The sequence below is a fragment of the Kribbella pratensis genome, assembly GCF_004366075.1.
Classification (GTDB): Bacteria; Actinomycetota; Actinomycetes; order Propionibacteriales; family Kribbellaceae; genus Kribbella; species Kribbella pratensis.
The window spans coordinates 1,834,321-1,859,785 of sequence record NZ_SODU01000002.1 but is presented as its reverse complement, the minus strand read 5'-3'; the positions used below and the strand labels follow the sequence as shown (position 1 = coordinate 1,859,785).

Annotated in this window: 25 protein-coding genes; 19 read left to right on the top strand and 6 right to left on the bottom strand. The window is 68.7% G+C overall.

Annotation, left to right across the window (positions count from 1 at the left end):
• Window positions 1–31: 31 nt before the first annotated feature.
• A complete protein-coding gene (locus EV137_RS23870; protein WP_238175508.1) occupies window positions 32–757 on the top strand; it encodes a PIG-L deacetylase family protein in 726 nt (241 codons plus the stop codon).
• 41 nt (window positions 758–798) lie between these two features.
• Window positions 799–1,533 (top strand): alpha/beta fold hydrolase, encoded by a 735-nt coding sequence (locus tag EV137_RS23865; protein WP_134003814.1) that lies wholly within the window; start codon window positions 799–801, stop codon window positions 1,531–1,533.
• Here EV137_RS23865 and EV137_RS23860 read toward each other — a convergent pair.
• On the bottom strand, window positions 1,516–2,844 hold the full coding sequence (locus tag EV137_RS23860; protein ID WP_134130786.1) for a C1 family peptidase: 1,329 nt from the start codon (window positions 2,842–2,844) through the stop codon (window positions 1,516–1,518). The genes EV137_RS23865 and EV137_RS23860 overlap by 18 nt on opposite strands.
• 136 nt (window positions 2,845–2,980) lie before the next feature.
• On the opposite strand from EV137_RS23860, the gene rpsR reads away from it, so the two are divergent.
• From rpsR to EV137_RS23845, 3 genes are all read left to right on the top strand, one after another.
• Window positions 2,981–3,223 (top strand): 30S ribosomal protein S18, encoded by a 243-nt coding sequence (gene rpsR / locus EV137_RS23855; RefSeq protein ID WP_133784955.1) that lies wholly within the window; start codon window positions 2,981–2,983, stop codon window positions 3,221–3,223.
• 59 nt (window positions 3,224–3,282) lie between these two features.
• Window positions 3,283–3,792 (top strand): NUDIX hydrolase, encoded by a 510-nt coding sequence (locus EV137_RS23850; protein ID WP_134130785.1) that lies wholly within the window; start codon window positions 3,283–3,285, stop codon window positions 3,790–3,792.
• A gap of 63 nt (window positions 3,793–3,855) precedes the next feature.
• Window positions 3,856–5,277: an META domain-containing protein gene (locus EV137_RS23845; RefSeq protein WP_134130784.1), complete on the top strand. Its 1,422-nt coding sequence runs from the start codon at window positions 3,856–3,858 to the stop codon at window positions 5,275–5,277.
• A gap of 113 nt (window positions 5,278–5,390) precedes the next feature.
• Here EV137_RS23845 and EV137_RS23840 read toward each other — a convergent pair whose 3' ends face one another.
• From EV137_RS23840 to EV137_RS23830, 3 genes are all read right to left on the bottom strand, one after another.
• A complete protein-coding gene (locus tag EV137_RS23840; RefSeq protein WP_134130783.1) occupies window positions 5,391–5,879 on the bottom strand; it encodes a GNAT family N-acetyltransferase in 489 nt (162 codons plus the stop codon).
• Window positions 5,880–5,988: 109 nt separating this feature from the next.
• Complete coding sequence (locus EV137_RS23835) at window positions 5,989–6,630, bottom strand: response regulator (RefSeq protein ID WP_134003805.1); 642 nt, start codon at window positions 6,628–6,630, stop codon at window positions 5,989–5,991.
• A complete protein-coding gene (locus EV137_RS23830; RefSeq protein WP_134003803.1) occupies window positions 6,627–8,114 on the bottom strand; it encodes a PspC domain-containing protein in 1,488 nt (495 codons plus the stop codon). Before EV137_RS23830 ends, EV137_RS23835 begins: the two co-directional genes overlap by 4 nt.
• A 197-nt stretch (window positions 8,115–8,311) precedes the next feature.
• Here EV137_RS23830 and EV137_RS23825 point away from each other — a divergent pair, with 197 nt between their 5' ends.
• The 3 genes from EV137_RS23825 (at window position 8,312) to EV137_RS23815 (ending at window position 11,084) form a co-directional block, all read left to right on the top strand.
• Window positions 8,312–9,601, top strand: coding sequence for a PspC domain-containing protein (locus tag EV137_RS23825; RefSeq protein ID WP_134003801.1), 1,290 nt, complete (start codon window positions 8,312–8,314; stop codon window positions 9,599–9,601).
• Complete coding sequence (locus tag EV137_RS23820; RefSeq protein WP_134003799.1) at window positions 9,598–9,786, top strand: hypothetical protein; 189 nt, start codon at window positions 9,598–9,600, stop codon at window positions 9,784–9,786. Before EV137_RS23825 ends, EV137_RS23820 begins: the two co-directional genes overlap by 4 nt.
• Before the next feature lie 152 nt (window positions 9,787–9,938).
• Window positions 9,939–11,084 carry a Cmx/CmrA family chloramphenicol efflux MFS transporter gene (locus EV137_RS23815; protein WP_134130782.1) on the top strand — a complete coding sequence of 382 codons (1,146 nt, stop codon included), beginning with the start codon at window positions 9,939–9,941 and terminating at the stop codon, window positions 11,082–11,084.
• Here EV137_RS23815 and EV137_RS23810 read toward each other — a convergent pair.
• A complete protein-coding gene (locus tag EV137_RS23810) occupies window positions 11,045–11,650 on the bottom strand; it encodes a CGNR zinc finger domain-containing protein (protein ID WP_166679993.1) in 606 nt (201 codons plus the stop codon). The two genes, EV137_RS23815 and EV137_RS23810, sit on opposite strands and share 40 nt — an antisense overlap.
• A gap of 52 nt (window positions 11,651–11,702) precedes the next feature.
• Here EV137_RS23810 and EV137_RS23805 point away from each other — a divergent pair, with 52 nt between their 5' ends.
• From EV137_RS23805 to EV137_RS23770, 8 genes are all read left to right on the top strand, one after another.
• A complete protein-coding gene (locus EV137_RS23805; RefSeq protein ID WP_166679992.1) occupies window positions 11,703–13,085 on the top strand; it encodes an MFS transporter in 1,383 nt (460 codons plus the stop codon).
• A 64-nt stretch (window positions 13,086–13,149) separates the two neighbouring features.
• The gene (locus EV137_RS23800; RefSeq protein ID WP_130382983.1) at window positions 13,150–13,350 is read left to right on the top strand and encodes a cold-shock protein; all 201 of its coding nucleotides are present in this window, start codon (window positions 13,150–13,152) and stop codon (window positions 13,348–13,350) included.
• A gap of 57 nt (window positions 13,351–13,407) precedes the next feature.
• Window positions 13,408–14,559, top strand: a complete 1,152-nt coding sequence (locus EV137_RS23795; RefSeq protein WP_134003791.1) for an L-histidine N(alpha)-methyltransferase — start codon at window positions 13,408–13,410, stop codon at window positions 14,557–14,559.
• A complete protein-coding gene (locus tag EV137_RS23790) occupies window positions 14,556–15,116 on the top strand; it encodes a hypothetical protein (protein WP_134130779.1) in 561 nt (186 codons plus the stop codon). Before EV137_RS23795 ends, EV137_RS23790 begins: the two co-directional genes overlap by 4 nt.
• Before the next feature lie 154 nt (window positions 15,117–15,270).
• Window positions 15,271–17,259 (top strand): ligand-binding sensor domain-containing protein, encoded by a 1,989-nt coding sequence (locus EV137_RS23785; RefSeq protein ID WP_238175507.1) that lies wholly within the window; start codon window positions 15,271–15,273, stop codon window positions 17,257–17,259.
• 90 nt (window positions 17,260–17,349) lie between these two features.
• Entirely contained in the window at window positions 17,350–18,615 is a 1,266-nt protein-coding gene (locus EV137_RS23780) for a sugar ABC transporter substrate-binding protein (RefSeq protein ID WP_134130777.1), read from the top strand.
• A gap of 80 nt (window positions 18,616–18,695) precedes the next feature.
• The gene (locus EV137_RS23775; protein ID WP_238156812.1) at window positions 18,696–19,535 is read left to right on the top strand and encodes a carbohydrate ABC transporter permease; all 840 of its coding nucleotides are present in this window, start codon (window positions 18,696–18,698) and stop codon (window positions 19,533–19,535) included.
• On the top strand, window positions 19,536–20,408 hold the full coding sequence (locus tag EV137_RS23770) for a carbohydrate ABC transporter permease (protein ID WP_134130776.1): 873 nt from the start codon (window positions 19,536–19,538) through the stop codon (window positions 20,406–20,408).
• A gap of 452 nt (window positions 20,409–20,860) precedes the next feature.
• Here EV137_RS23770 and EV137_RS23765 read toward each other — a convergent pair whose 3' ends face one another.
• Entirely contained in the window at window positions 20,861–21,823 is a 963-nt protein-coding gene (locus EV137_RS23765) for an LLM class flavin-dependent oxidoreductase (protein WP_134130775.1), read from the bottom strand.
• Window positions 21,824–21,918: 95 nt separating this feature from the next.
• On the opposite strand from EV137_RS23765, the gene EV137_RS23760 reads away from it, so the two are divergent.
• From EV137_RS23760 to EV137_RS23750, 3 genes are all read left to right on the top strand, one after another.
• A complete protein-coding gene (locus tag EV137_RS23760) occupies window positions 21,919–23,049 on the top strand; it encodes a mandelate racemase/muconate lactonizing enzyme family protein (RefSeq protein WP_134003779.1) in 1,131 nt (376 codons plus the stop codon).
• Window positions 23,050–23,060: 11 nt separating this feature from the next.
• Window positions 23,061–24,011 (top strand): dihydrodipicolinate synthase family protein, encoded by a 951-nt coding sequence (locus tag EV137_RS23755; protein WP_134130774.1) that lies wholly within the window; start codon window positions 23,061–23,063, stop codon window positions 24,009–24,011.
• A gap of 224 nt (window positions 24,012–24,235) precedes the next feature.
• Window positions 24,236–25,459: a response regulator gene (locus tag EV137_RS23750; RefSeq protein WP_134130773.1), complete on the top strand. Its 1,224-nt coding sequence runs from the start codon at window positions 24,236–24,238 to the stop codon at window positions 25,457–25,459.
• Window positions 25,460–25,465 lie beyond the last annotated feature (6 nt).

Sequence of the window (25,465 nt, the reverse complement as noted above, 5' to 3'; positions counted from 1 at the left end):
GCCCACCTGGGCAAACAGTTACTGTCTGATGGTGAGTGTTCCTGAGGCGAATCCGCGACCGGACAGCGAGATCGAGCGGGCGCTGGTCGTGATGGCGCACCCGGACGACATCGACTTCGGCGGCGCCGGCACGGTCGCACTGTGGACCAAGGCCGGAATCGAGGTGCACTACTGCATCGTCACCGACGGGCAGGCCGGTGGCTTCGAACCGGATCGGGACCGCGCCGAGATTCCCGCCGTACGACGGGCCGAGCAGACCACCGCCGCGCAGCACGTCGGCGTCCAGAAACTGCACTTCCTCGGCTACGTCGACGGATCGGTCGAGCCGACGTCGGCGTTGGTCCGCGACATCAGCCGAGTGATCCGGACTGTTCGCCCGCAGCGCCTGCTCACTCAGTCGCCCGAGCGCGTGTGGTCCCGGCTCCACGTCTCACACCCTGACCACCTGGCCGCGGCGGAGGCTGCTGTCCGGGCGTTCTATCCGGCGGCCGGCAACCCCCACGCGTACTCCGACCTGGCCGAGGAGGCGTGGGACGTCGGCGAGCTCTGGATGATGGACCACCCGGAGATCAACCACTACGTGGACGTCACCGACACCTTCGACCAGAAGCTGGACGCGCTCCTGTCGCACACCAGCCAGCACCGGGACCCCGACGGCCTTCGCACGGGGATCACCGCCACCTTCGCCGCTGTCGCCGCCGAAGCCGGCCTCCCGCCGAACCACTACGCCGAGTCGTTCACTGTCGTCCGCCTGTAATCAGTTTGCCTGCGGGCAGGTGCGACCTGGAAGGTGCAGCCATGACGATTTCTTATGACGTGACCGGGGACGGCCCGGATCTGCTGCTCGTGCACGCCGGCGTGGCCGACGCCCGGATGTGGGCCCGGCAGGTGGAAGAGCTGAAGTCGAACCATCGAGTGATCACGCTGGACCTGCGCGGGTACGGCGAGACGCCGGTGGAGGCCGGCGCCAAGTACTCCGACGCGGGCGACGTGCTCGCGGTACTCGACGCGGTCGGGTCCAGTGCGGTGACGGCGGTCGGTGCGTCGTACGGCGGGTACGTCGTACAGCAGGCCGCGAGCCGGGCGCCCGAGCGGTTCGACCGTCTCGTACTGATCTGTGCGCCGACCGACAACGTGGAGCCGGACGACGAGCTCCGGGCGTTGTGGGGCGAGGAGAACAAGCTGTTGGAGGCCGGCGACGTCGACGGCGCGACCGACCTCACCGTACGGCGCTGGATCGGTCCGGACGCCGACGACGAAGCCCGCGAACTGCTCCGCGCGATGCAGAAGCGCGCGTACGAGCTGCAGCTCGCCGCCGGGGACGACCTGGACAACGAGGAGTACGCCGTCGAGCCCGAGAAGATCGGCGCGCCGGTGCGATTGATCACCGGCGCGCACGACTTCAAGTTCTTCACCGACAGCGCGGACTACCTGGCGGAACGCCTACCGAACCCGGAACGCATCCACCTCCCCTGGGCCGGCCACCTGCCGACCCTCGAGCGCCCCGCTGAAGCATTAGGCCTGATCGGCTAGGGCGCCCATCGGGTCCCAGGCGGGGAGGACGATCGGGGCCTCGTCCAGGCGGGCCTGCAGGTCGGCCGGCAGCGCGGACCGGCGTACGGCGACCTCGAAGACGTGCTCGCCGAACCACGAGTCGTTCATGGTCCAGAAGCCGCTGTCGGCCTTCTCGTCACCCCAGCTGTTCTCGACCCGCCAGCGGCGCGGCTTGCCGTCGACCACGTCGACGCCGGTGAACAGCATCGCGTGCGTCATCAGCGTCTCGTGGTGCACCAGCCGCTCGGCCTTGTCCAGCGTGAACTCGGTGTCGTAGACGGCGCCGTAGTCGTACAGCTTGGCGTCCCAGAAGCCGAGGTCGGCGTTCATCTGCTTGCCGACGTCGCAACCGAACCAGACCGGCTCGCCGCCGACGATCGCGTCCTGGGTGAGCTGCTTCATCAGGTCGATCTCGACGTTCAGGTACACCACCGGCGGGGCATCGATGACGTTGCCGAGGAAGTCGACGGTGAAGGTCCGGCCGACCGGGCTGGCCTCCCGCGGGTCGTGCACGAGGCAGACGTACTCGTCGACGGGCAGCTGCACGTACGCCGCCGCGAACTCGGTCGGCGTGGTCCAGCCGTCACGGTGGAAGCCCTTGTCGCTGTCCTTCCACTGCCACAGGAACTTCTGCGGCGGCGTACCGAGGTGGATGCTCAGCACCCGGTGCACGGTGGTCAGGATCTCGCGCTTGCGGTCGCGGCGGGCGTCGTCGGTGTCGAGCGCCCGCAAGTCGCGCGCGCCCTGGCGAAGCAGCTTGCGGAGCGCATCGTTGAGCTGCGCGGTCGCGGACGAGCTCTCGGTCTCCGGCATCGCCGACTTCGGCACCAGGCCGTGCTTGCGGACCAGCGCGACGAACATGTTCCACTGGCCGCCGTCACCGATCGGGTCCGACAGCAGGTGCGCGACGGTCCGGTCGTCGGCGTCCCGCTCGGAGGTCTCGATGATCGCCTCGAGGAAGAAGTTCGAACGCTCGAACTTGTCCCAGAACAGCAGGTAGTTCTGGGAGAACTCGAAGTCCTTGACCCCGAGCTTCTCGGCCGCGCCGACGCGGAGCAGGTTCAGCCCGGCGAACAGCCAGCACCGACCGCTCTTCTTCTGATTGGTGACCTTCCAGTCGTCCAGCAGATGGGACACCGAGTGGTCCATCGACGTGACGACCTGGCGATCCAGGGCGATGCTGTTGACCGGCGTCTGCGTGACGGCGTTCTGCATCACCCGGTACTGCGGGTTCGACGCGAACTCCTTCTCGAAGAGCGCGAGCTGATCGGCTGTGAGATTCCGCTCCATAAGAGTCGACGGTATAACAGCCGCCAAGCCCGGGCCGAAGGAACGGAGTGGCGAATCCATGCCCTGGCCGAAACGCGCCACCGTGGAGACCCTGCGCTACGCTAGTTGAAAACGACATTCAACAAAGGAGGCCGTCATGGCCCGACGCCCGGCACCGACCGGCACGCGCAAGCCGAAGCAGAACCCACTGGACCGCGACGGCATCACCTTCATCGACTACAAGGACACCGCACTGCTGCGCAAGTTCATCTCCGACCGCGGCAAAATCCGCTCCCGCCGAGTCACCGGCCTGTCCGTCCAGCAACAGAAACAGGTAGCCCGAGCCATCAAGAACGCCCGCGAAATGGCCCTCCTCCCCTACACCTCCTCCGGCCGGTAAGCCCTCCACGCGATCTAGCTCTAGAGGACTCAATCGACCCGCCCACCTATCCTGCGACCATGGCTGACGGCGGCACAAAGTCCTACCTGGAGCGCATGAGAGCACTGGTCGGCACGGAACCACTGGTCGTCGCGGCTGCCGGTGTGCTTGTTTGGGATGACCGGCAGCAAGTCCTGCTCCAACAGCGCTCCGACGACCAGACGTGGTGCATCCCCGGCGGCGCCGTTGAACCAGGCGAGCGACTCGAAGACGCCGCCCGTCGAGAGCTTCGTGAGGAAACAGGCCTGGTAGCTGGACAGCTGACCCTGCTCTCCGCACGTTCAGGTCCGGAATGCTTCTTGGTCTACCCCAACGGCGACCAGTGCCAGGTGATCTCACTGACCTACCGCGCCGAGTCGCGGTCGGGGCACCTCGACCTTTCGGGCCCCGAGACCACAGACCTCAGGTTCTACGACCCACTCGAACTGCCTGAGATGAACACCTACAACCGCGCTCTCTTCACGCACCTGGCCTCGGAGGGCCACCTTGAGCCTCCCAGAATCGTGGGAATGACGGCGACGACGCCCTGACATCGGCATAGCCGCCCCATAGGTGGAACCGCACACCCGGCTGATACTTGGGGAGTGTCGATCATGGATCTGCCGGAGTTTGATCGGGCGCAAATCCATGCGGTCGAAGTACTGCGTGGCGGCGGGGCTGTCGTCGTGACCAGGCCCAGTCCGATGACGTACGGCGTGGTGGCCCGCGACGCCCGTGCCGTGAATGTCCTGAAAGGTCGTCCCGTCGACCAGCCGGTCGGGATCTCGGTCCACTTGGAGGACGCGCACGATCAGCTGTTCCGGTACCTCGACCTGCGCAGCGACACCCTCGCCGCGGCCGACTTCGCGCTCGCCGAGCGAATGTCCGTCCTGGCGCCGATCCGGCCAGATCCGGCGATGCCCGAGTGGCTGACGCCGGCCATCAAGGACGGCTGGGTGCTGTTCTTCGACGGAGCCTGGGGTGAGCTGCCATTCCTGTGGACGAGCTTTCCCTTCCTGTACGGAAGCAGCGCCAATCGAACCGGCGAAGCACCGGCCGCCTCGGCAGCCGAAGCCCGCGCGCAGTTTCCGCCCGGCACCGTGATCATCGACGCCGACGACCGACGTACGCCGGCCGCCGCCTACGGAGTCAGCACGATCATCCGGGTAGAGCCGGACGGTCGGATGTCCGTGCATCGATCAGGGGTCCAGGACCAAGAGGCCGGTGGAGCCGACGTACTCCTGGACCGACTGCGTGAGTTCAGATCCGCGATCGGCGTACTGGACGGATCGATCAGGATGCCGCTGGGCAAGACCTATCTGTCGACCGCGGTGGTTGAGGACGGCGAAGCCAAACAACTGCTGCCGAAGACGCGTATCCGGCTCCAGTTCGCGCGACAGCCGAACAAGAACGAGGAGGGGCCGCGGGTGTTGGACAGCGTGAGAGCGTACGTCGGGTGCAACAGCCTGGGCGCCGCCGTCGGGGCCGGCGAGCTGCTGACCCACGGGAGCCTGTCTGTCCCCGGACTCGGCGGCACCCAGGTGGGCTGCCAACCGCCGCTTCGGGACCAGGAGGAATGGTTCAAGACGTTCCTGACGAGCAAACCCTCCTGGCAGTTGAACGGCGACGAGCTCACCCTCGCCTCAGGCGGTACGACGATCACCTTGCTGGACCGGAAGATCGCCGAACCGGACTTCCCGCTCGACGGGATCAGGTGGAAGGTCGTCGCCACCATCACCAACGGCGATCTGCGCCAGGGCTACGGTCGCGCCGAGCCGGCGTGGATCAGCTTCGACCGCGACCGCCTGACCGGCTGGACCGGGTGCAACGAACTCTCCGGCAGCTTCACCCGCAACAACACCGAACTGAACTTCAGCGACGTCGCCACCACCGACCACCCCTGCACACCCGAATCCGCCGCGCTGCAGACCACAATCCTGACCACCCTCGGACCCGCGGTCACCTACACCATCAACCACAACCAACTGACCCTCCTGACCCCCTCCGGCACCGGCCTCGCCCTAAAAGCGGGGTAGACCGAATGCGCGGCGGCCACCAATCCGTCTGTGGCCACGCCGGGCAACCCCAACCACGCCTCACACCGGCCGGTTGGGAAACAAATTTGCACATGCGGACCATTTCTTTCCCACTACCGCGATCGACAGCTCGCCCACGCCCTGAACTGAACGGCAATGGGCTTGAACCCGTCTGCAGCCTCCTGGTCCCACGAGGCGATCTCGTTGCCGCTCACCACGTAGCCGAGCCGCTCGTACAAGCCGCGCGGCCGCGAGCTGTTGTCGTCCACGCCCAACTCGACCCAGCGGAGTCCGCGGTCTCGAGCTCGCTGCTCCAACGCCCCGATCAGGACTGAGCCGATCCCGCACGAGCGCAGCTCCGCCTGGACCGACAGTTGCCAGATAGTCGCCGCGCCGGGTGGTTTGGTGTAGTCGACCCCACCGACCGCAACTGGCAGACCGGAAGGTGGACAGACCGCCAAGTAGTCGACCTCGCCGCGGCCAGCACGTTGGATCGCTTCGGCTACGTACGCAAGATCCGTCGCTGTCCCGTACCACCCGCAGGCGGGCAGGTCGGCTTCGGTCAGATCGCGAACGGTAAGCGGCAAGACAACCTCGGCCATTTATCGCGACCCCCACATCCAACTGATGTAGAACGGGTGGCACCACAGTGTCGTCGCCCCGGCGGTAGCCGGAAATCGCGCGGTAGCCGCGCGCTAAAGCGTGGGGTGGTTACACGAGGCGGCGGTCGGTGGCCCAGCGGGTTAGTTCGTGGCGGTTGGAGAGTTGGAGTTTGCGGAGGACCGAGGAGACGTGGGTCTCGACCGTCTTCACCGAGATGAAGAGTTCGCGGGCGACCTCCTTGTAGGCGTAGCCCCGCGCGATCAACCGCAGTACCTCACGCTCCCGCTGTGACAGCCGGTCCAGGTCCTCGTCCACCGAGGCGATGTCGATCGCGCCGGAGAAGGCGTCCAGCACGAAGCCGGCCAGCCGCGGCGAGAACACCGCGTCGCCCTCGGCGACCCGGTTGATCGCGTCGACGAGCTCGGTGCCGGAGATGTTCTTGGTGACGTACCCGCGGGCGCCGGCCCGGATCACGCCGATCACGTCCTCGGCGGCGTCGGACACCGACAGCGCGAGGAACTTGATGTCCGGGTGCCGCTGGTGCACCTGCTTCATCACCTCGGTGCCACCGCCGCCCGGCAGGTGGACGTCGAGGAGTACGACGTCCGGCTCGGTGCCGACGATCGCCTTGACCGCGCTGTCGACGTCAGCCCCCTCCCCGACGATGTCGACCGCGCTGCCGATCTCGCTGCGTACCCCGGCCCGGAACATGTCGTGATCGTCGATGACGACAACGCGCCTGCTGCTCATCTGTCCATCTCCAGTCGCACTTCGGTGCCTGTCTCGGGATCGGACCGCACCGTCGCGCGTCCGCCGTGCCGTTCCATTCTGCCCATCACACTGTGCCGCAAGCCGAGCCGGTCGTCCGGGACCTCGTCCACGGCGAAGCCCTTGCCGCGGTCGCGGACGAACATCTCCACCCGGTCGCCGTCCACCTCGACGAACACGTCGATCTTCGCCGCGCCGGAGTGCTTGGCCGCGTTCACCATCGACTCCCGGGCGGCCCGGACCATCGACGCCAGTGGCTCGGTCAGGTCGCAGTCGCCGACCGTGACCACCTCGATCGGTACGCCGTGCGAGTCCTCGACCTCGGCGGCCGCCTGCTTCGCGGCGCCGACGATCGTCTGGTCGGCGTCGTGCTCCTCGTCGTACAGCCAGGACCGCAGCTCGCGCTCCTGCGAGCGCGCCAGCCGGGCCACCGCTTTCGGGTCCTCGGCCTGCTTCTGGATCAGCGCCAGCGTCTGCAGCACCGAGTCGTGCAGGTGTGCGGCCATATCGGCGCGTTCCTGCGAACGCACCCGCTCCGCGCGCTCGGCGTTCAGGTCGCGGGTCAGCCGGTGCACCCACGGCCCGGCGATGACTCCGATCCCGACCACGGCGAGCAGCAGCGCGATCAGTACGTCGCCGACCATCGAGAGCCGGCCGTTCTGTACCAGGAACAAGGTGACCGCGGTGCCGAGCAGGACCAGGCCGACGGCGATCCGGATCAGCGACTTCCAGCCGCCCTTGCCGAGCACCAGGCCGAGGATCGGGACCCGGACGTCGCGCGTCCACTTGTCCTTCTGGCTCTCGTCCGCCTGCCGCCAGATCAGTGCCAGACCGGTCGCGGCGAACACCAGCGGCCAGAACAGCTTCCCGGCGATGCCGAGCCCGGCGACCTGCAGCAGCAGGACCAGGCCGATGCCGATGGCTACCAGCGCGGGCAGCTGCCCGCGACTCTTCTCCCGCGTCCGCTGCTTCGCCTCGGCGACCGGCGGCGCCGGCTCGTCGGTGCGCAGCCCTTTACGTGTGTGCGCGGCCAGCCCAGGCGCATCCGGCACGGTTTCCGGCGCGAGCGGCATCAGGAACCACAGCGCCGCATAGATCAGTACGCCGAAGCCGCCGGACACCGTGGTCGCGATCAGCACCAGCCGTACGACGGTGTCCGACACGCCGAGGTGGTCCGCGATCCCGCCGGCCACACCGGCGACGACGCGCCCTTCGGTACGCCGGTACGCCCGACGAGTCGGCTCCGCGGCCGGCCGCGGCGGCGTGGACGAGTACGGCGGACCACTCGGGCCGGCCTGGTTGCCCATCCGCGCGGCGTAGGCGGCGTACGGGCCTTGGTACTGCCCCGGGCCCTGCGGTCCCCAGCCCTTGAAGCGCCACTGATCCTGGTTCTGCCCAGGCGGCGGCTCGGGTGGGGCTCCGTTCGCGGAGGACCCGCCCGGCGGCGCGGCTGCTGGCTGGCTCATCACAACGATCGTCACATGCGGACCGGTCCGACACCAGCAGGCTTGTCCCGGGCCGCCTCCTCACACGCCTCTCCGATGAAGTCAGGGTCGGCTCGGGGAGAACCCCGACTGTGTCGTCCGGACGGCGAGCGACTCCGGGGGTCCTCAGGGGGCATCCCCGATGTGATCCGGGGTGAATTCGCGCCAGTATCGATGGCATGGAGCAGAACCAGAGTGGACCCGCCGGGTTCGACCGCAACCGCCTGCAGAACCCCCAGAGCTGGCGGCGCAGCAGGTCGGACCGCTGGGTCGCGGGTGTCTGCGGCGGTATCGGCCGCGCGCTGAACATCGACCCGGTGCTGGTCCGCGTGGTGATGGCCGTGCTGATCATCAGCGGTCCGGGCGTGATCTTCTACATCGCCGCCTGGGTCCTGATGCCCGACGAGGGCAGTGACCGCTCCGCCGCGCAGGGCGTGCTCGGCGACCGGGTCCGGAGCGACCACCCGTGGTTCTGGCCGGTGGTCATCGGCGCCTGCGTGTTCTTCGCGATCGCGATGATGTCGTCGTTCAACTTCGGCCGCTTCGTCCCCGGCCCGCTGATCGTGGTGGGTGTCATCTGGCTGATCGCGAAGCAGCGCAAGGGCAACTGCAATCAGGGTCGGCGCCCACAGGACACGGTGCCGCCGACTACTTCGGCGTACGCCGGTCCGCAGCAGACCACGGCGTACACGCCTCCTCGGACCGACCCGTCAGCTCCCCCGGCGGGTCCGTCGTCCTCGGCCACACAGCGACCCCAGGACCGCACCGTCGAACCGGTCCAGCCTGTGTGGACCGAGGACGACCCCCTCGGCCTGTACATCGACGAGCCCGCCGGCACCACGCCGGTCGCGAGCACCCCCGCCGGACCGCCTGCCAAGGGCGTGCGCGGGATCAAGTCGATCATCGTCGTGCTGACCGGCCTCGCGATCGGCATCGCCGCGCTGGCGGGCGCCCCGACGGCGACCATGCTGATCATCGGCCTGGCGACACTCGGCGGCGGCATGCTGCTCGGCGGGTTCGTCGGGCGCACGCTGGCCCTGCTGCCGCTCGGCATCCTGCTGGCCGTCGGAGCCATCGCGAGCACGGTGTTCCCCGGTGTGCCGCGCAACTTCGCGGACACCAACTACGTCGCGCCGTCCACCCAGACCATCACCGCGACCGGGACGAGCTACGAGTTCGACGCCGGGTCGGTGCACCTCGACCTGACCCAGGCGAAGTTCGGCCCGGGCGCCAAGGTCCAGGTCCACGGCGGCCTCGGCGAGGTGGTCGTGCGGCTCCCGCAGGACGTGGACGTGCAGGGCGCGGTGTCGACCGAGATGGGAGACGTTGCCTTCCTCAACCAGCACCAGGACGGCCATAATGCCGAACTGAAGCTGAACGACCTCGGCACGGACGGCAAGGCCGGCCCGCAGCAGGTCACCCTGGACCTGGACCTCAGGCTGGGCAGTATCAAGGTGGAGCGCGGATGAGCCAGCAGCGAAAGACCAGGCCGGACGTGCCCGGCGTGGTGGCCGGCACGGTCCTGACCGGCGCCGCCACGATCTGGATGCTGACCGACAACGGCGTACTGCAGACCGACGACCTCGGCGTGACCAGCGCCCTCCTCCTGGTCACCGCAGGCCTCCTCGGCCTCGCCGCCTCCCGCCGCGCCTAACGAGGTGGACGGTGGGTACGCCGGTTTTCTAGGCTTGGGGTGTGAGCAGCCCGGAGGCGGACAGAGCGTAGCCACCGGCCGTTCCCGTGCGCATGCGCCGGAACCGCCGGAGACGACTCATACCCGTCTTCTCATGGTTGCGGAGCATTTCCATGCCTTTCGTGCTGTACCTCCTTGGCCTGGCCGTTTTCGCCCAGGCGACTTCTGAATTCATGCTCTCCGGGCTCGGCCCGGACATCGCCCGGGATCTGGGTGTCTCGATCCCCACCATCGGCTGGCTGACCTCCGGGTTCGCGCTCGGGATGATCGTCGGCGCCCCGGCCGTCGCCGTACTCGGCGCCCGCTGGCCGCGCCGCCGGACGTTGCTCGTGACGTTGACGGTGTTCCTCGCCGTCCACGTTGTCGGGGCGCTGACCAGCGACTTCACGGTTCTGCTGGCCACCCGGATCCTCGCGGCCCTCGCGAACGCAGGCTTCCTCGCCATGGCACTCGCCACGGCCACCACAATGGTCCGGCCGGACGCGAAGGGCCGCGCGACGTCCGTCCTTCTCGGCGGTACGACGCTCGCGTGCATCGTCGGCGTACCGGCGGGTGCCGTGCTCGGCCGCTACCTCGGCTGGCGGTCCGCGTTCTGGGCGGTCGCGATCATCTCGCTGCCGGCGTTACTCGGGATTCTGCGCTCGGTCCCGAACCGTGCGACCGGCCCGGCGACCGTCGGGCGGTTCAGCGTGACACCGCGGCTCGCCGTACTGCTGCTCCTCGGTGCCCTCGTGAACGGCGCGACGTTCTGCTCGTTCACCTACCTGTCGCCGATACTCACGGAGGTCACCGGGCTCGGGGCGGGATGGGTGCCGGTGATGCTCGCGCTGTTCGGGCTCGGCTCGTTCGCGGGCGTCACCGTCGCCGGCCGGTACGCCGACCGTCGCGACGACCGGCTCGTACTCGTTGCCGGCGGCATCTTGCTGCTCGGGTGGTGCGCCTTCGCCCTCACCACGGCGTACGTCGTACCGGCCGTCGCCCTGCTCCTTGTCCAAGGCGCGCTGTCCTTCGCGGTCGGCTCGACACTGATCTCGTACGCCCTGTACGCCGGCACCGAGTCGCCGGTCCTGACCGGCGGACTGGCCACCGCCGCCCTGAACGTCGGCGCCGCCGCCGGACCGCTACTGGGCGGCCTCGCGATCGGAACCGGCACCTTCCACGGCCCGCTCTGGGTCAGCGCCGGGTTGGTGGGTGCAGCGCTCAGCCTCGGTTGTGCGGCTCAGGGCTGGACGCGGCGAGCAGCACGCCGCGTGACGTAGCGGCGCATCTTCTGGTTGACGCCGCAGATCTCCATCGAGCACCAGCGGCGGCTGTTGTTCTTGGACTGGTCCAGAAACACCCAGGGGCAGCCCGCGCAGCGTTTGATACGGGTCGCGTGAGGGCCGGTGAGCAGCTCGTAGGCGGCGAGTGCCACCGGCCACAGCGGCGCCTCCAGCTCCTCCTTCGGCCAGACCGGGCGGCGGTCCACCAGGTCGGCGTGGTCGACCGCCGCACGGACGAAGGGGCGCAGCTCGGTCCATCCCTCCAGCTCGTGGCCGTCGGCGATCGAGCCCGCCGCCAGGTTGATCGCATCCCGCAACTGATGCGCCCGGCGGATCACGACCGCCGCTCGGCGTGGCGCAGTACGGAGCAGCAGGCGATCCGCGTCGGCCCCGGTCAGCATGCCCACTCGCAGCGACCAGTGCAGCAGCGAGCGGTAGTCCGCGATGTGGTCGTGCCGCAACGGGCCGGCGGGATCGTCGACCGTGTTGGCGAAGTCCAGCGCGAGATCACCCGCGACCACGGGCAGCTCGCGGATGCCTGGTGGGAGCTCAACTGTTTCCATCAAAATGCATTTTACCAGTTTGCCATCCGCCGACGCGGGCACTGTTTCCATCATGAGCGGTTTGACCGGAAACATCTCGACCCGTTCGGCCGGCTGGGCAGTCGTCTGCGTGGCCCAGTTCGTCGTCGTGCTGGACGCGACCATCGTCACCACCGCGCTGCCGGCGATCGGTGCGGACCTGGGTTTCGCCGCGGCCACGCTCCCCTGGGTGTTCATGGCGTACACGGTCGTGCTGGCCGGACTGCTCGTGCTCGGTGGCCGGACCGCCGACCTCGGCGGTGCACGGCGAATCTTCCGGATCGGGCTCGTCGTGTTCTCTGCCGCCTCGCTCGCCTGCGCTCTCGCCTGGTCCCCGGCGGTTCTGATCGGTGCCCGCCTCGCCCAGGGCGCCGGTGCGGCACTCCTGTCTCCCGCGGCGCTGGCCGCGTTGTCGGACGCCCTGCCTCCCGAAGCGGCGCGGCGAGCGCTGGGATGGTGGACGGCAGCGGGCGCCGGGGGTGGGGCGAGCGGCTGGTTCCTCGGCGGCCTGATCACCCAGGTCGCAGGCTGGCGCTGGGTGTTCGCCGTCAACGTGCCGATCGGCTTCATCGCCTTGCTCTGGAGCATCCGCAGCCTCCCAGGCCGCGGGAGCCGGACTCGCGTCGTCACCCTCGATCTCCCGGGCGCCTGCTGCGTCACGGCCGGCATCGTGCTGGCGGCCGTCGGCCTGTCGGAGATCGCGCGGGATTTCTCCGCGTGGCCCGGTTGGGCGGCGCTGACAACAGCTGCCCTGCTGATGATCGGCTTCATGCGCATCGAGCGAACCTCGCGGCAGCCCCTGCTCCCGCCCTCGCTGCTGCGAACCCACGGCGTTCTCGGCGGCAACCTCACCGCCGCCGCGTTGACCGCCTCGACCAGCCCGGCGATGCTGACCGCCGCGCTGTACGTGCAGGACACATTGCGTCTGCCGCCGGCACTGGCCGGGCTCATCTTCCCGGTCTTCAACGTCGCGGTGATCGGTGGCTCCCTGCTCGGCCCGCCCGCAGTCCGCGCGCTCGGCGTACGGCGCGCGCTGTTGACCGGATTCGCGGGTGTTGCTGTGGGTGTCGCCGTACTGCTGCCGCTGCCCGCGGAAGGACTGCCGCTGACTCTGCTGATCAGCGGCTTCGGGGTCATGGGCGTGAGCCTCGGCGTGGCGTCCGTCGCGTCCACCACCGCGGGTACGGCGTACGTGCGGGAAACCGACCGTGGTGTCGCCGCCGGCGTCCTCAACTCGTCCGCGCAACTCGGGGCCTCGCTCGGGCTCGCGCTGTCCGGGCCGGTGATCGCGTCGGCCGCGCCGATGACCGGGTACCGGATGGCCTTCGGGCTCGGTATCTCGGTCGCCGTGACCGGGCTCGCCGCCGCGTTCACAGTGCCGCGGACAGTGCGCCGCTCGACCGATGGACTGGGCTAGGCTTGTGGACCGCGAAGTACCGGAGGGATCCGGGTGCAGCGGATCCCGTAGTCAAGGAGTCTCGATGGTGCGCGGCACCGTGAAGTGGTTCAACGCCGACAAGGGCTACGGTTTTCTGGCCGTCGACGGGCAGGACGACGTGTTCGTGCACTGGAGCAAGATCGTCTCCGACGGGTACAAGACGCTCGAGGACGGCCAGCACGTCGAGTTCCAGATCGTCGACGGACCCAAGGGCCGCGAGGCCGACGCGGTCACCCCTGTCTGACCGGCAGTAGCCGGCGGTAACCGATAACCTGACCTCTCATCATGTGAGGGGTGAGACGTGGCAGAGCCGGTACCCGTGATCCGGAAGCTCGAGCATGCGCTGGCCGACGACGACTTCGCGTGGTCGCTGGTGCTGGTCGGCGAGGACCAGACGGACAAGCTCGCGACCCTGACCAGCGACCTGCGCGGACCGTTCTCGACGTCCGGTGACGGCAAGCAGATCACGTCGGGCTTCTCCTATTGGGGAATCGGCCCGACGATCGCCTGGGCGAACGCCACCAACGACCCGTTCTACCTGGTCATGAAGGCCGGCGCGGAGTCGTTCCTGCGGCACTGGCGCAAGCTCCGCCCGCACGTCGAGAACGGCGGCTTCCACCTGGTCAGCCTCGGGGTCGGCACCGGCGTCAAGGACCGGACGATCCTCAGCGACATGCGCCGGCACAACCCCGACATGTACTACATCCCGGTGGACATGAGCTCGGAGATGCTCCGGATGGGCACCCTGGAGCCGGTCCGCGGCGCCCGCTTCCCGGTCTCCCAGGTGCTTCCGGTGCAGCTCGACTTCTCGATCGCCGACAACATGGAGGAGCTCGGGCAGATGCTGGCCCGGCTGGTCGACGACGAGCCGATCCTGTTCGCGCTGACCGGCAACACGCTGGCCAACTTCGAGAGCGACGAGGAGCTGCTCGACACGCTCACCCGGGTGCTGCGGCCGCAGGACCGGCTGCTGCTCGAGGTGGCCAGTACGACGCGACTCGACCAGGAGTCCGCCGACGCGGCCGCGGACGAGTACCACCAGACCCGCGCGTTCGCGGAGTTCGTCACCAGCACCCTGCGGTACAACACCGACCTCAAGATCAACAACGACCAGGTCAAGTTCGTCGGCGAGGTCGAGGACGAGGACGCGCTGCTGGTGAAGATCTTCTGGCAGAACGACACCGGCGAAGAGATCCGGATGGAGCTGCCGGACCACACCGAGGCGGTGCTGCCGATCGGCGACACGATCCGGCTCTACACCACCCGCAAGTACTCCACGACCCGGCTGAAGCGGCTGACCGAGGCCTGTCAGCTGACGCCGGTCGAGGCGATCCAGTCCCAGTTCCGATACGCCCGCCGCCCGAACCCGTTCGGCCTGGAACTGCTGCTGCTCGCACCGGAAGGGGCCGGCGAGACGGCACGCAGCCTCGCCGACGACATCTGGTCCACATGAGGCGGACCGTCGTCAGTGCGGTGACGTACGGTCTGCTCGCACTGGCCTTCGTTCTCGGCGTCCTGTGGTTCTTCTGGCCGCAGGGCTCGCGCTGGGAGCCGGCGGTCAACTCACTCACGCTGGTCGCCGGGCTGACCGGCATCTTCGTCGAGCGGCTGACGGCCGAGGCGGAACGCCGTACCGAGGTCCTGCGGGCCGTCGCGAACGAGCTGCACGAGAACACCAGGCTGCTGAACGACGAGCGGTTCTCGCCCGACGCGCCGACCACCCGGCAGGTGTACCCGCGGCTGGTGGTGTCCGCGGTCGATCTCGCACTGGTGTCCGGCGCGCTCGGCCTGCACCGCGACGCAGAGCTCGTCGGCCTGATGCACCGCTGGCGGGACACCGTGCACCTGTTCAACCGGCGGCTCGACCTGACCGAGATCAGCACGTTCTCGAACACCATCTCGGCGGCCGAACTCGCCGCGTTCCACCGTGCGCTGCACCGCGAGAACAGCTACTTCGCGCGCACTCGCGAGAAGCTGCAGAAGCTGCTCGACGCGCTGCCACCGCTTTAGGGTCTGGCCGTAACCGGACCCGTTGCTGCCAGTAGCTGCAAATTGTGCCGAGCCGTTGACTTGGCCACGCCGCGAGAGCTTCACTTTCGGACAGGACCGTAAATACGGCACCCCGGAGGCAATTCGCATGCGATCAGTCCGCTCCCTTCTCGCAATGGCTCTCGTCGCTCTGCTCGGCACAACCCTGACCAGCCCGGCGCAGGCCGGTCAGCAACCACCGGTCGGCACAGTCACCTCACTCGGTACGCCGCTGTCCGACGTACTGCTCATCGGCGGCACCGTCGCGCCCGGCCCGAACGGCAAGACCGCGATCTGGAACGTGTCCACCGGAAGTCCGGCGTACCTGAACGCCATCGACCCGGCCACCGGCGACAGCCTGCTCTCCGCGGCGCTGCCCGGCGCGGACGGCAGCTACGCGGTCGCCGCGACGCCAAACGGCACGATCTACGTCGGCACGTACAACAACGGCCACCTGTACCGGCTGCGGCCGGGCGGCAGCGTCGAGGACCTCGGCCGGCCGATCGCGTCCGAGTCCTTCATCTGGCGGATCACCACCGACGACCAGGGCAACGTGTACGGCGGCACGTTCCCGAACGGCAAGGTGTTCCGGTACGACGACCAGACCGGCGCGATCCGCGACTACGGCACCGTCCTCGCGGGCCAGACGTACGTCAAGAGCATCGACTACGCGGGCGGCAAGGTGTACGCCGGCACGATGCCCGACGCGCACATCATGGAGATCGACGCCACCAGCGGAGCGATCACCGAACTGCCGTCGCCACCCGGTCTCGGCGACCCGTCCGACAAGGTCGTCTACGACCTGAACGCCCGCGGCGGCCGCGTCTATGTGCGGATCAGCACCGCGTTCCCCGGCCCGCTGTACGTCTGGGACATCGCCAGTCGCACCTGGGTCGACGAGATCCCGAACGCGCACGGCCTGGACATCTCCCCGATCGGCGCGGACGGCTCGCTGTACCTGATCCAGAGCAGCGAACTGAAGAAGTACGACCCGGCCACCAAGACCCTGACCGGCACCGGCCTGATGTTCACCGGCCGGATCCAGAACGCCCGCTCGATCGGGTACGCCGACCTGAACCTCCCCGACTACCCGGGCACCAGCGTCGTCGGCACCCTGTGGCGCGGCGAGGAGTTCCGGTACAACCCGCAGACCGGCAAGTCCGAGATCTTCACCACCAAGGTCCGGCGGGAGCCGATCGAGATCCTGTCCGTCGCGGGCGGCAAGGACAACATCTACGCCGGCGGCTTCCTGAACGGCGGCGTGTCCGTGGTCAACCCGACCACGGGTGCGGCGAAGTTCAACCGGTTCTCCCAGGTCGAGGCCCTGATGGAGGGCTCGGACGGCACCGTCTGGATCGGCGCCTATCCGGAGGCCCGCCTCTACTCCTACGACACCACGAAGCCCTGGAGCAGCCCGGAGTACTCCCCCGGACCGCCCGGTACGCCGGACAACCCGAAGCAGCTGCTCAACCTGAAGCCCGATCTCCTGCAGACCCGCGCCCGCGCGCTGACCGAGGTGAACGGCAAGATCGCGGTCGGCACCGTCCCGGACGGCGACCGGCTCGGCGGCGCGCTGGTGATCTACGACCCGGCGACGAACACCGCGGAGAAGTACCGCAACGTCGTCCAGGACGAGTCTGTCTTCGGCCTCACCTCGCACTGCGGGATCGTGTACGGCGGTACGTCGATCGTCGGCGGCCTGGCCACCACGCCGCCGACCCGGGAAGCGGGCACAGTGTTCGCGTGGGACGTGGCCAAGAAGAAGAAACTCTGGGAGACCGTGCCGGTGCCGAAGGCCGCAACGGTGTCCTCGGTCACGATGGGGCCGGACGGCCTGCTGTGGGGCGTGGCCGGGAAGACCGTGTTCGCGGTGGCGCCGGACACCGGCAAGCTGAAGAAGTCCTTCACGCTCGGGACAACGACCTCCAGCGGCGACATCGTGGCCACGCCGGAGGCCGTTTACGTGAGCATCGACCTGAACAAGATCTACCGGATCGCGCCGGGGGCGAAGGCCGTCCCGACGCTGTTCGTCGCGCACGCCCACCGGCGGCTCGGCGTCCGCGGGGATCACCAACTGCTGATGACGAGCGGCTCCGAGCTGTTCCGGATTGATATCAGCCGTTGACAGCCGAAATTCACCCCAGCTACTTTCGGTCCTGACCGTTATTCGGTTCTACACTTTCCGGCCCTGACTTCCGGACACCCTGGGGGTGCGATGAAATCGACCGTCCGCCGCATCGCGGCACCACTTACCGCGCTCGTTCTCGCCGCTGCGCTCAGCTCGTGCGGCGGAGGCGACGACGGCGGCTCCGCCGGCAAGAAGAGCGTCACGCTCTGGATGTACCCGGTGATCGCCGACCAGGCGGCCAGCGACGCCTACTGGAAGAAGGTCGAGACCGACTTCGAGGCGGCCAACTCCGGCATCGACCTGAAGCTGGAGAACCAGCCGTGGAAGGGCCGGGAGGAGAAGGTCGCGGCCGCATTCTCCGGCGGGAAGGGTCCGGACGTCCTGCTGATGATCCCGGACCAGATCCCGCAGTACGTGAAGAGCGGCTCGCTGGAGCCGGTCGACGACGTGGTCACCCCGGAGAAGGACAAGTTCCTGCCGGCCGCGATCCCCGGCCTGACCGTCGAGGGCAAGGTGTACGGCGCCCCGATCTACCACACGGTCACGACGACGATGTACAACAAGACCGTCCTGACCAAGGCCGGGATCAGCAAGCCGCCGGAGACCTGGGACGAGATCAAGGCGGCCGCGCCGAAGCTCAAGGCGGCCGGGTTCTCCACGCTGGACTACTCGGCCTCGCCGGAGGCGACGCTGAACCTGAACTTCTACCCGCTGCTGTGGCAGGCCGGCGGGAAGGTGTTCGCCGACGACGGCAAGAGCGTCAGCTTCAACCAGGCCCCCGGCCTGGAGGCGCTGACCTTCCTGAAGAGCCTGTGGGACGAGGGCGCGATCCCGAAGACCGCGCTCACCGCGGGCAACGTCGTCGCCGACTCGCCGTTCGGCAAGGGGCAGGTCGCGATGGCGATGACCAGCGTGCCGGCCGACGCCGCAACGGTGGCGAAGACGTGGGGCGCGGCGAACGTCGAGATCGGTACACCGCTGACCGGCAAGAAGCAGGTCGGCTTCGGCCTGCCGGGGGGTCTGGTCGTGAACGCGGCCTCGGAGAACACCGATGGGGCCAAGAAGTTCCTGTCCTTCATGATGCAGCCGGCGCAACTGGACGCGCTCAGCAAGGCGTCCGGGTTCTACTCGCCGCGCAACGACGCCAAGTCCGAGTCGACCGACCCGATGGCGGCGAAGTTCCACGACGCGCTGCAGTACGCCGTACCAGGTGAGCCGAACCCGGCGGCGCGGCAGATCATGTCGTTCCTGAGCACCGAGATCCAGGCCGTGCTGACCGGCAAGAAGCAGCCGCAGCAGGCGCTGGACGACGCCGCCAAGCAGGCCAACGACCTGCTCTCGAGGCAGCGTTGACCGACACAACCGACACGGTCGCGGGTCGGGCGGGACCCGCGGCCGGCCGTCGTCGAGGTGGGCCGCGGCGCAGACCCTGGGTGGGTCTGCTGTTCGTCGCCCCCATGCTGGTGCTGTTCCTGCTGTTCCGGTTCCTGCCCGCGATCGGGGCCTTCTTCCTCTCGCTGACCGACTACCGGATCAGCGGCAAGTGGGACTTCATCGCGCTCGACAACTACACGCGGCTGTTGTCGGACAAGGTGTTCCACGAGGCGCTGCTGGTGACGATCACCTACACGGTGATCTTCGTCCCGCTGACAGTCCTGCTGTCGCTCGGAACCGCCGTACTGCTCCACCAGGTGGTGTGGAAGCGCGGCTTCTTCCGCGGCGTGTTCTTCCTGCCGTACGTGACCAGCATCGTGCTGGCCGCGGTGATCTGGAAGTGGATCTACGACGCGCAGGACGGGCTGCTGAACGCCGTACTCGGGCTGGTGAGCATCGGTCCGATCGACTTCCTCAGCCAGTCAGGCACCGTGCTGCCGTCGATCGCGGTCACGTCGGCGTGGAAGGGTTTCGGGTACTCGATGCTGATCCTGCTCGCGGGTCTGCAGGCGGTGCCGAAGTCGTACCTCGAGGCCGCCATGATCGACGGGGCGAGTACCTGGCAGCGGTTCCGGTACGTGACGCTGCCGCAGCTGCGGCCGGTGCTGTTCTTCGTGCTGGTGATCGAGACCATCGGCGCCTTCCAGGTCTTCGACGCGATGTACGTGATGACCGGCGGCGGACCGGTGCGGTCCAGCTACTCGCTCGTGTACTTCCTGTACGACAGCGGTTTCAAGTACTTCGACTTCGGTTACGCCAGCGCGATCGGTCTGGTGCTGTTCCTGATCGTGCTGATCGTCTCGCTCGTACAGCGCCGGCTCGTCGGGAGGGACGACTAGATGGCTCAGGTACTCGACCGCCCGCCGGTCCGGCCGGTAGTGGAGGCACCGACGGCAGGACGGCGTACGGGGGGCCGGCTGACGTTGCCGACCTTGCTGGCGCTGACGGCGATCGTGACGATCGTGCCGTTCGCGGCGATGGTGCTGGTCGCGTTCGCGCCGCCGAGCGGGCGGACGTTCCCGGACGCGCTGAACCCGGCGAACTTCACGCTGGAGAACTTCTCGAAGGTGCTGTCCAGCTCGGACATCCCGCGGTGGACGGTGAACTCGCTGCTCTACTCGCTGGTGTCCGTGGCGTGCGTGCTGCTGTTCGCGTCGATGGCCGGGTACGCGTTCGCGAAGAAGAAGTTCCCCGGCCGGGAGATCATGTTCTGGGCGTTCCTGGCCACGCTGATGGTCCCGTTCCAGGCGACGCTGATCCCGTCGTACATCCTGGTCGCGAAGCTGGACTGGGTGGACAGCTACTGGGGCCTGATCGTGCCGACGCTGGCGAACTCGCAGGCGGTGTTCCTGATGCGCCAGTTCATCATGCAACTGCCCGACGAGCTGTTCGAGGCCGCCGAGATCGACGGTGCGCCCGAGTGGCGGATCTTCACGATGATCGTCCTGCCCCTGGTCCGCCCGGTGCTGGCGACACTGGGCATCTTCGTCTTCCTCTGGCACTGGAACGACTTCCTGTGGCCGCTCGTCATCGGCCAGTCCGGCAAGATGCAGACCCTCACCGTCGGCCTGGCCACCCTCCAAGGCCAAGCCGTCCCCATCAACCAACTCATGGCCGGCGCCACCATCACGGTGGTCCCCAGCCTCCTCGTCTTCGGCCTCCTCCAGCGCTACCTGACCGACTCCATCGCCATGTCGGGGCTGAAGGCCTGAACAGCCCACGCGTGCTCCGCAGGCGCCGGCGAGTTGCGGGCTAGCGCCGCGGCGACCACCCGCACGCGCGCTACGACAGCGACCCCATCTATGCGGCGCGGCATGTGAGGCAGTCACCGCACGTACGCGAACGGCGTCGCCGAACACACTTGCAACACCTCCCTGGGACTGGGCATAGGCAATAGCCTGTTCCCGGTCCCCGGCAGGTGTTCCCAGTTACCCCAGGGCGAGATTCGGGGTCGCCGCGTAGACCGCGGTCCCCCTGTCACCACGTCACGTCCCGGATAACCACATCCCGTCAGGCAGTTACTCGCGGGCGGCAGCCCGCAATTCGCCGGCGTTAGCCGGCAGCTAGAAGTCCGGCGCTCAGCCGGGGGCGGATGGGAGCGCGCGTAGCGGCCGGGACGAGGAGCGCAGCGACGAGGACTGGCTGCGTAGCACGCGGGGGTCTTCTACAGGTTGCCGAACGCCTCGATCGCCTTGAGGGCTTCGGATTGGGGCATGCCGGGGGGTTGGATGCGGAGGATGATGCCGTCGGCGCCCATCTCCTCGTAGTGGGCGAGGCGGTCGGCGCATTGGGCTGGGGAGCCTATGACGCTGCGGTCGGCGATCTCGTCCCAGCCTTGGGTGTAGCGGGCGGCGTCCGTCGACGTACGCTTCCAGCCGGTGTAGGCGTCGTACAGGTCGCGTAGCGGCTCCTCCAGTGCCTGCCGCGCGTCCTGGGTCGTGGGGGCGCAGTAGCCCTCGCGGCAGAGGATGACCTCCTGGCCAAGCGATCCGGCGCCTTGGGGGTACGACAGATACTCGGCGATCTTCGCCGGCAGGTCTGCGTCGTGTTCGTTGAACGACGTCGTCCACCCGTCGCACATCCGCGCCGTACGCTCCAGCACCGCCGACACCCGTCCGCCGTTCCACAACCGCGGCCGCGGCGTCTGTACCGGGCGGGGCGACAGGTACGCCTCCTGGATGGACGTGAATTTGCCGTCGTACGTGACCTCCTCGGACGTCCACAACCGGGTGAGGATCTCCAGCCCTTCCTCGAACCGTGCGACCCGCTCCGCCTGCGTCACGCCGTACAGCGCGAACTCCTCCGGCCGGTACCCGAGCACGAACCCCGCTGTCAGCCGCCCACCCGACAGTACGTCGATGTGCGCGAGCGTCTCGGCGAGTACGACGGGGTCGTACAGCGGCGCCACGATCCCGGCTGTCGCGATCCCGATCCGCGACGTGTGCGCGGCCAGCCAGGTCATCGACGTCAGGATCTCGTGGTACCCGGGCCGGTGCAGGTGCCGCTCGCCCAGCACGACCCACTCGAATCCGGCCTGCTCGGCCAGCCGCGCCTGCTCGACGGCGTCGGCCAGTTGGGGCCGCTCGTCCGGGGTGCCGTAGAGGTTCAGATAGAGACCCAGCCGCATCGGGGTGCCACCTTCCGTTGACAGGGAGCGCTCAGGGTATTTACGGTCTTGACCGTAAATGCTTTCCGCCCAGATTGCGACCCTAGGAGCCGGTTATGAGTCTTGCAGCAGAACCGGCCGGGTTGCCGGGTGGGGGATCGGAGGCCTTCGGGGCCGCGCCGATCAGTGCGATCAAGACCCGCGTGGTGAGCGCGCCGTACCGCCGGCCGTTCCAGATCAGCAGCGGTGTGAGCAACGAGTTGATCAGCCTGGTCGTCGAGGTGCACACGGCCGACGGCGACGTCGGGATCGGCGAGACCTCGCCGATGACGGCGTACACCGGCGAGACGCTGGCGGGCGTCCAGGCGGCGATCGAGGAGCACCTCGCGCCGGCCCTGATCGGCCGCGACCCGCTCGACCGCGCGGGCGCTCACGTCACCATGGACGGCGTACTGCGCGGCCAGCAGGTCGCCAAGGCCGGCCTCGACATCGCCCTGTTCGACCTCGCCGGGCGGATCAGCGGCTGGCCCGTCCACGCCCTGCTCGGCGGCAGCGTCCGAGACCGCGTGCAGACCACGTGGGTGGTCGGCCTCGGGACCCTCGACGAGATGGCCGCCGAGGCCGCGGAGTACGCCGACCGCGGGTTCATGCACCTGAAGGTCAAGGGCGGTCACGACCCGGCGAAGGACCTCGAACTGATCCGGGCGGTCCGCGCCGCGATCCCCGCCGACGCGGAGCTGTGCCTGGACGCCAACGAGGGGTACGACGCCACCACAGCCCTCCCGTACCTCGCCAAGATGAGCGCGGCGGGCCTCACCCTCCTCGAGCAGCCCCTTCCGCGCTGGGACCTGACCGGGCTCGTCCGGCTGCGGGACCGCCTCGACGTCCGCGTGATGGTCGACGAGAGCATGCACTCGCTGCACGACGCCCTGGAGATCGCACGGCGCGGTGCGGCCGACGTACTGAACATCAAGATCCTCAAGGTCGGCGGGCTCCACCGCGCGCTGCAGATCGCCGCCGTGGCCGAGGCCGCGGGGCTCGCGGTGAAGGTAGGGTCGATGCCAGAGCTGGGTGTCGCGACGCTGGCCGCCGTACACCTGGCCGCCGCCGTACCCGGAGCGACCGTCGCGGCGGACCTGGTGGGGCCGTTGATGGTCGACGAGGACCCGCTGGCCCCGACCGTGTTCGCCGATTGCGACGGCTGGATCGACGTACCGAAGCGCCCCGGTCTCGGGCACGACGTCTGAGAGGTCATCGTATGCATCCACTGGTCGAAAGACTCCGCGGCACACTGCTCCCCGCGGTCGTCACCCCGATGGACTCCGACGGCATCGTCGCGTACGACGCCTTGTCCGCGTACGCCGTCTCGCTCACGAAGCACACTGTCGGCGGCGTCGCGGTGTGGGCGCACACCGGGCGGGGGCTCTACCTGTCACCGGGCGATCGCGTGAAGGTGCTCGAGACGTGGCGGTCCGCTACCGACGTACCGATCGTCGCGGGTGTCGGCGTACCGAAGTCTTCCGCGGCGCGGACGCTGGAGGAGGCCGCGGACGCGACCGTGGAGATGGCGCGGGCCGCTGCGGCCGGTGGGGCTGATGCGGTCATGGTCTATCCGCTGGCAGCGCTAGGCGAACTGCCGGACGGGCACGCGCAGGCGGTCGCGTTGCACGAGCGGGTGGCGGCCGAGAGCGGGCTGCCGCTGGTCGGCTTCTACCTGCACGGCGAGGCCGGTGGGTACCCGTATCCACCCTCGTTGATCCGCGACTTGCTCGCGCTGGACGCGATGCTCGGCGTGAAGACGGCGACGCTGGACCGTGCGATCGGGTGCCAGGACGCGATCTGGGCCGGGCGCGACAGCGGAAAGCTGCTGATCACCGGCGAGGACCGGATGTACGGGCCGTCGTTCATGTGGGGCGCGGACACGGCGCTCGTCGGGATCGCGTCGGCGCAGGTCGAGTTGTCGGCCGCCGTACTGCGAGCCTGGACGGCCGGCGACCACTCGGAATTCCTGACCGCGTCAGAGCGGCTGGACCGGTTCGCGGCGGCGACGTTCTACGCGCCGATCGAGGGCTACGTCCAGCGGATGCTCTGGGCGGCCGAGTGGGAAGGCCTGATAGCGGCCACGGCCGCGCACGATCCGTACGGGCCGGATCTGCCGCCGGGCGAGCGCGAACTGGTCATCCGCTGCCTTGAGGAACTGCATCGGTAAAAGTGCAGTGAGGTGGCGCGCTCCCTCCTTCGCTCCACCACACCGACGCTCCCTGGATCCGCCTCAGGGGGTGGCGGTAGTTGTGGTCTTGACCGAAACTAGGAGAGCAAGGCCTGAACGTCAAGATCTCGGAGCCCGCTGCGCTATTCTGCGACTTGAGGGCCAGACCAGAAGTCGTCGGAGGACTGCGTGAGGATCTGCTCAGCTGTCGGCGGGGTCGACTGATGGCGCTTGCGGTCGGCGTGGTCGGTCCCGAGGACCTGGTCCAGCGGGTGACGGTGGTCGGCGCCCCGAGCGGGACCGTGCTCGTGCCGCTGGCGTACCGGCACGAGACCGAAGCCGTCGAACTCGTCGAGCAGTCGCACTCGGACGTGGACGCCTTCCTGTTCACCGGCGTCGTCCCGTACACGATCGCCACCGAGGCCGGGGTGATCGACCGGCCGGCGATGTACGTCTCGTACGACGGGGCGACCCTGCTGCGCGCCCTCGTCGAACTCCTGCGCCTCGGGCACAACGTCACCCAGTTCTCGATCGACACGCTGCGGCGGTCCGAGGTGCTGGAGACCCTGATCGAGGCGAAGCTGCCGACGGACCAGATCCAGGTGCTGCCGTACCGGCCGGGCCTGACCTCGGACGACATCGTCGCGTTCCACCGCACGGCCCGCGAGAAGCACGACACGAAGGTCGCGATCAGCTGCCTGGGTTCGGCGTTCCACCTGATCGAGAACGAGATGCCGTCGGTCCGGCTCGCGCCGTCGCGGTACTCGATCCGCTCCACCCTGCAGGCCCTGATCCTCACCACGACCGGCCAGCACGTCGGCGACGCCCAGGTCGCGCTCGGCGTCATCGACCTGCCCGAACCGGACGACGCGCTCGCCGCGGACCTCATCACGCTCGGCGGCAGCCTCGCCGCCCTCCCCGACGGCCGGCACCTCGTCGTCACCACCCGCGGGCTCCTGGAGCAGGCGACCGAACAGTTCTCCCGGATGCCTCTGCTCGACCACCTGGCGGCCCGGCACAGCACGGCGTACGTCGGTTTCGGCGTCGGCCGTACGGCGGCCGAAGCCGAGGCGCTCGCCCGTCGCGCCGTGGGCCGCGCCGCCTCGATCGGCTCCGTCGCCGGTGTCGTCTCGATGTCCGACGACGTCGAGATCGTCATCGAGCCCTCCGGCGACCAGCCGTCCGGCGCCCGCGGCACCGAAAGCCTCCCGCTGCTGGCCCGCCGGGTCGGCCTCAACACCCAGACCCTCGCCCGGATGCGCGAACTCACCGCCACCCTCCCCGACGGCCTCACCACCCAAGACGTAGCCGACCACCTAGCCGTCCAGCTCCGCACCGCCCGCCGAGTCCTCAAACGCCTCGAACGAGCCGGCCTAGCAGCCCCCACCGGCACCCAACAACACGGCCGAACCGGCCGCCCACCCACCGTCTACCTGATCCGCCTGTAGCAGCCG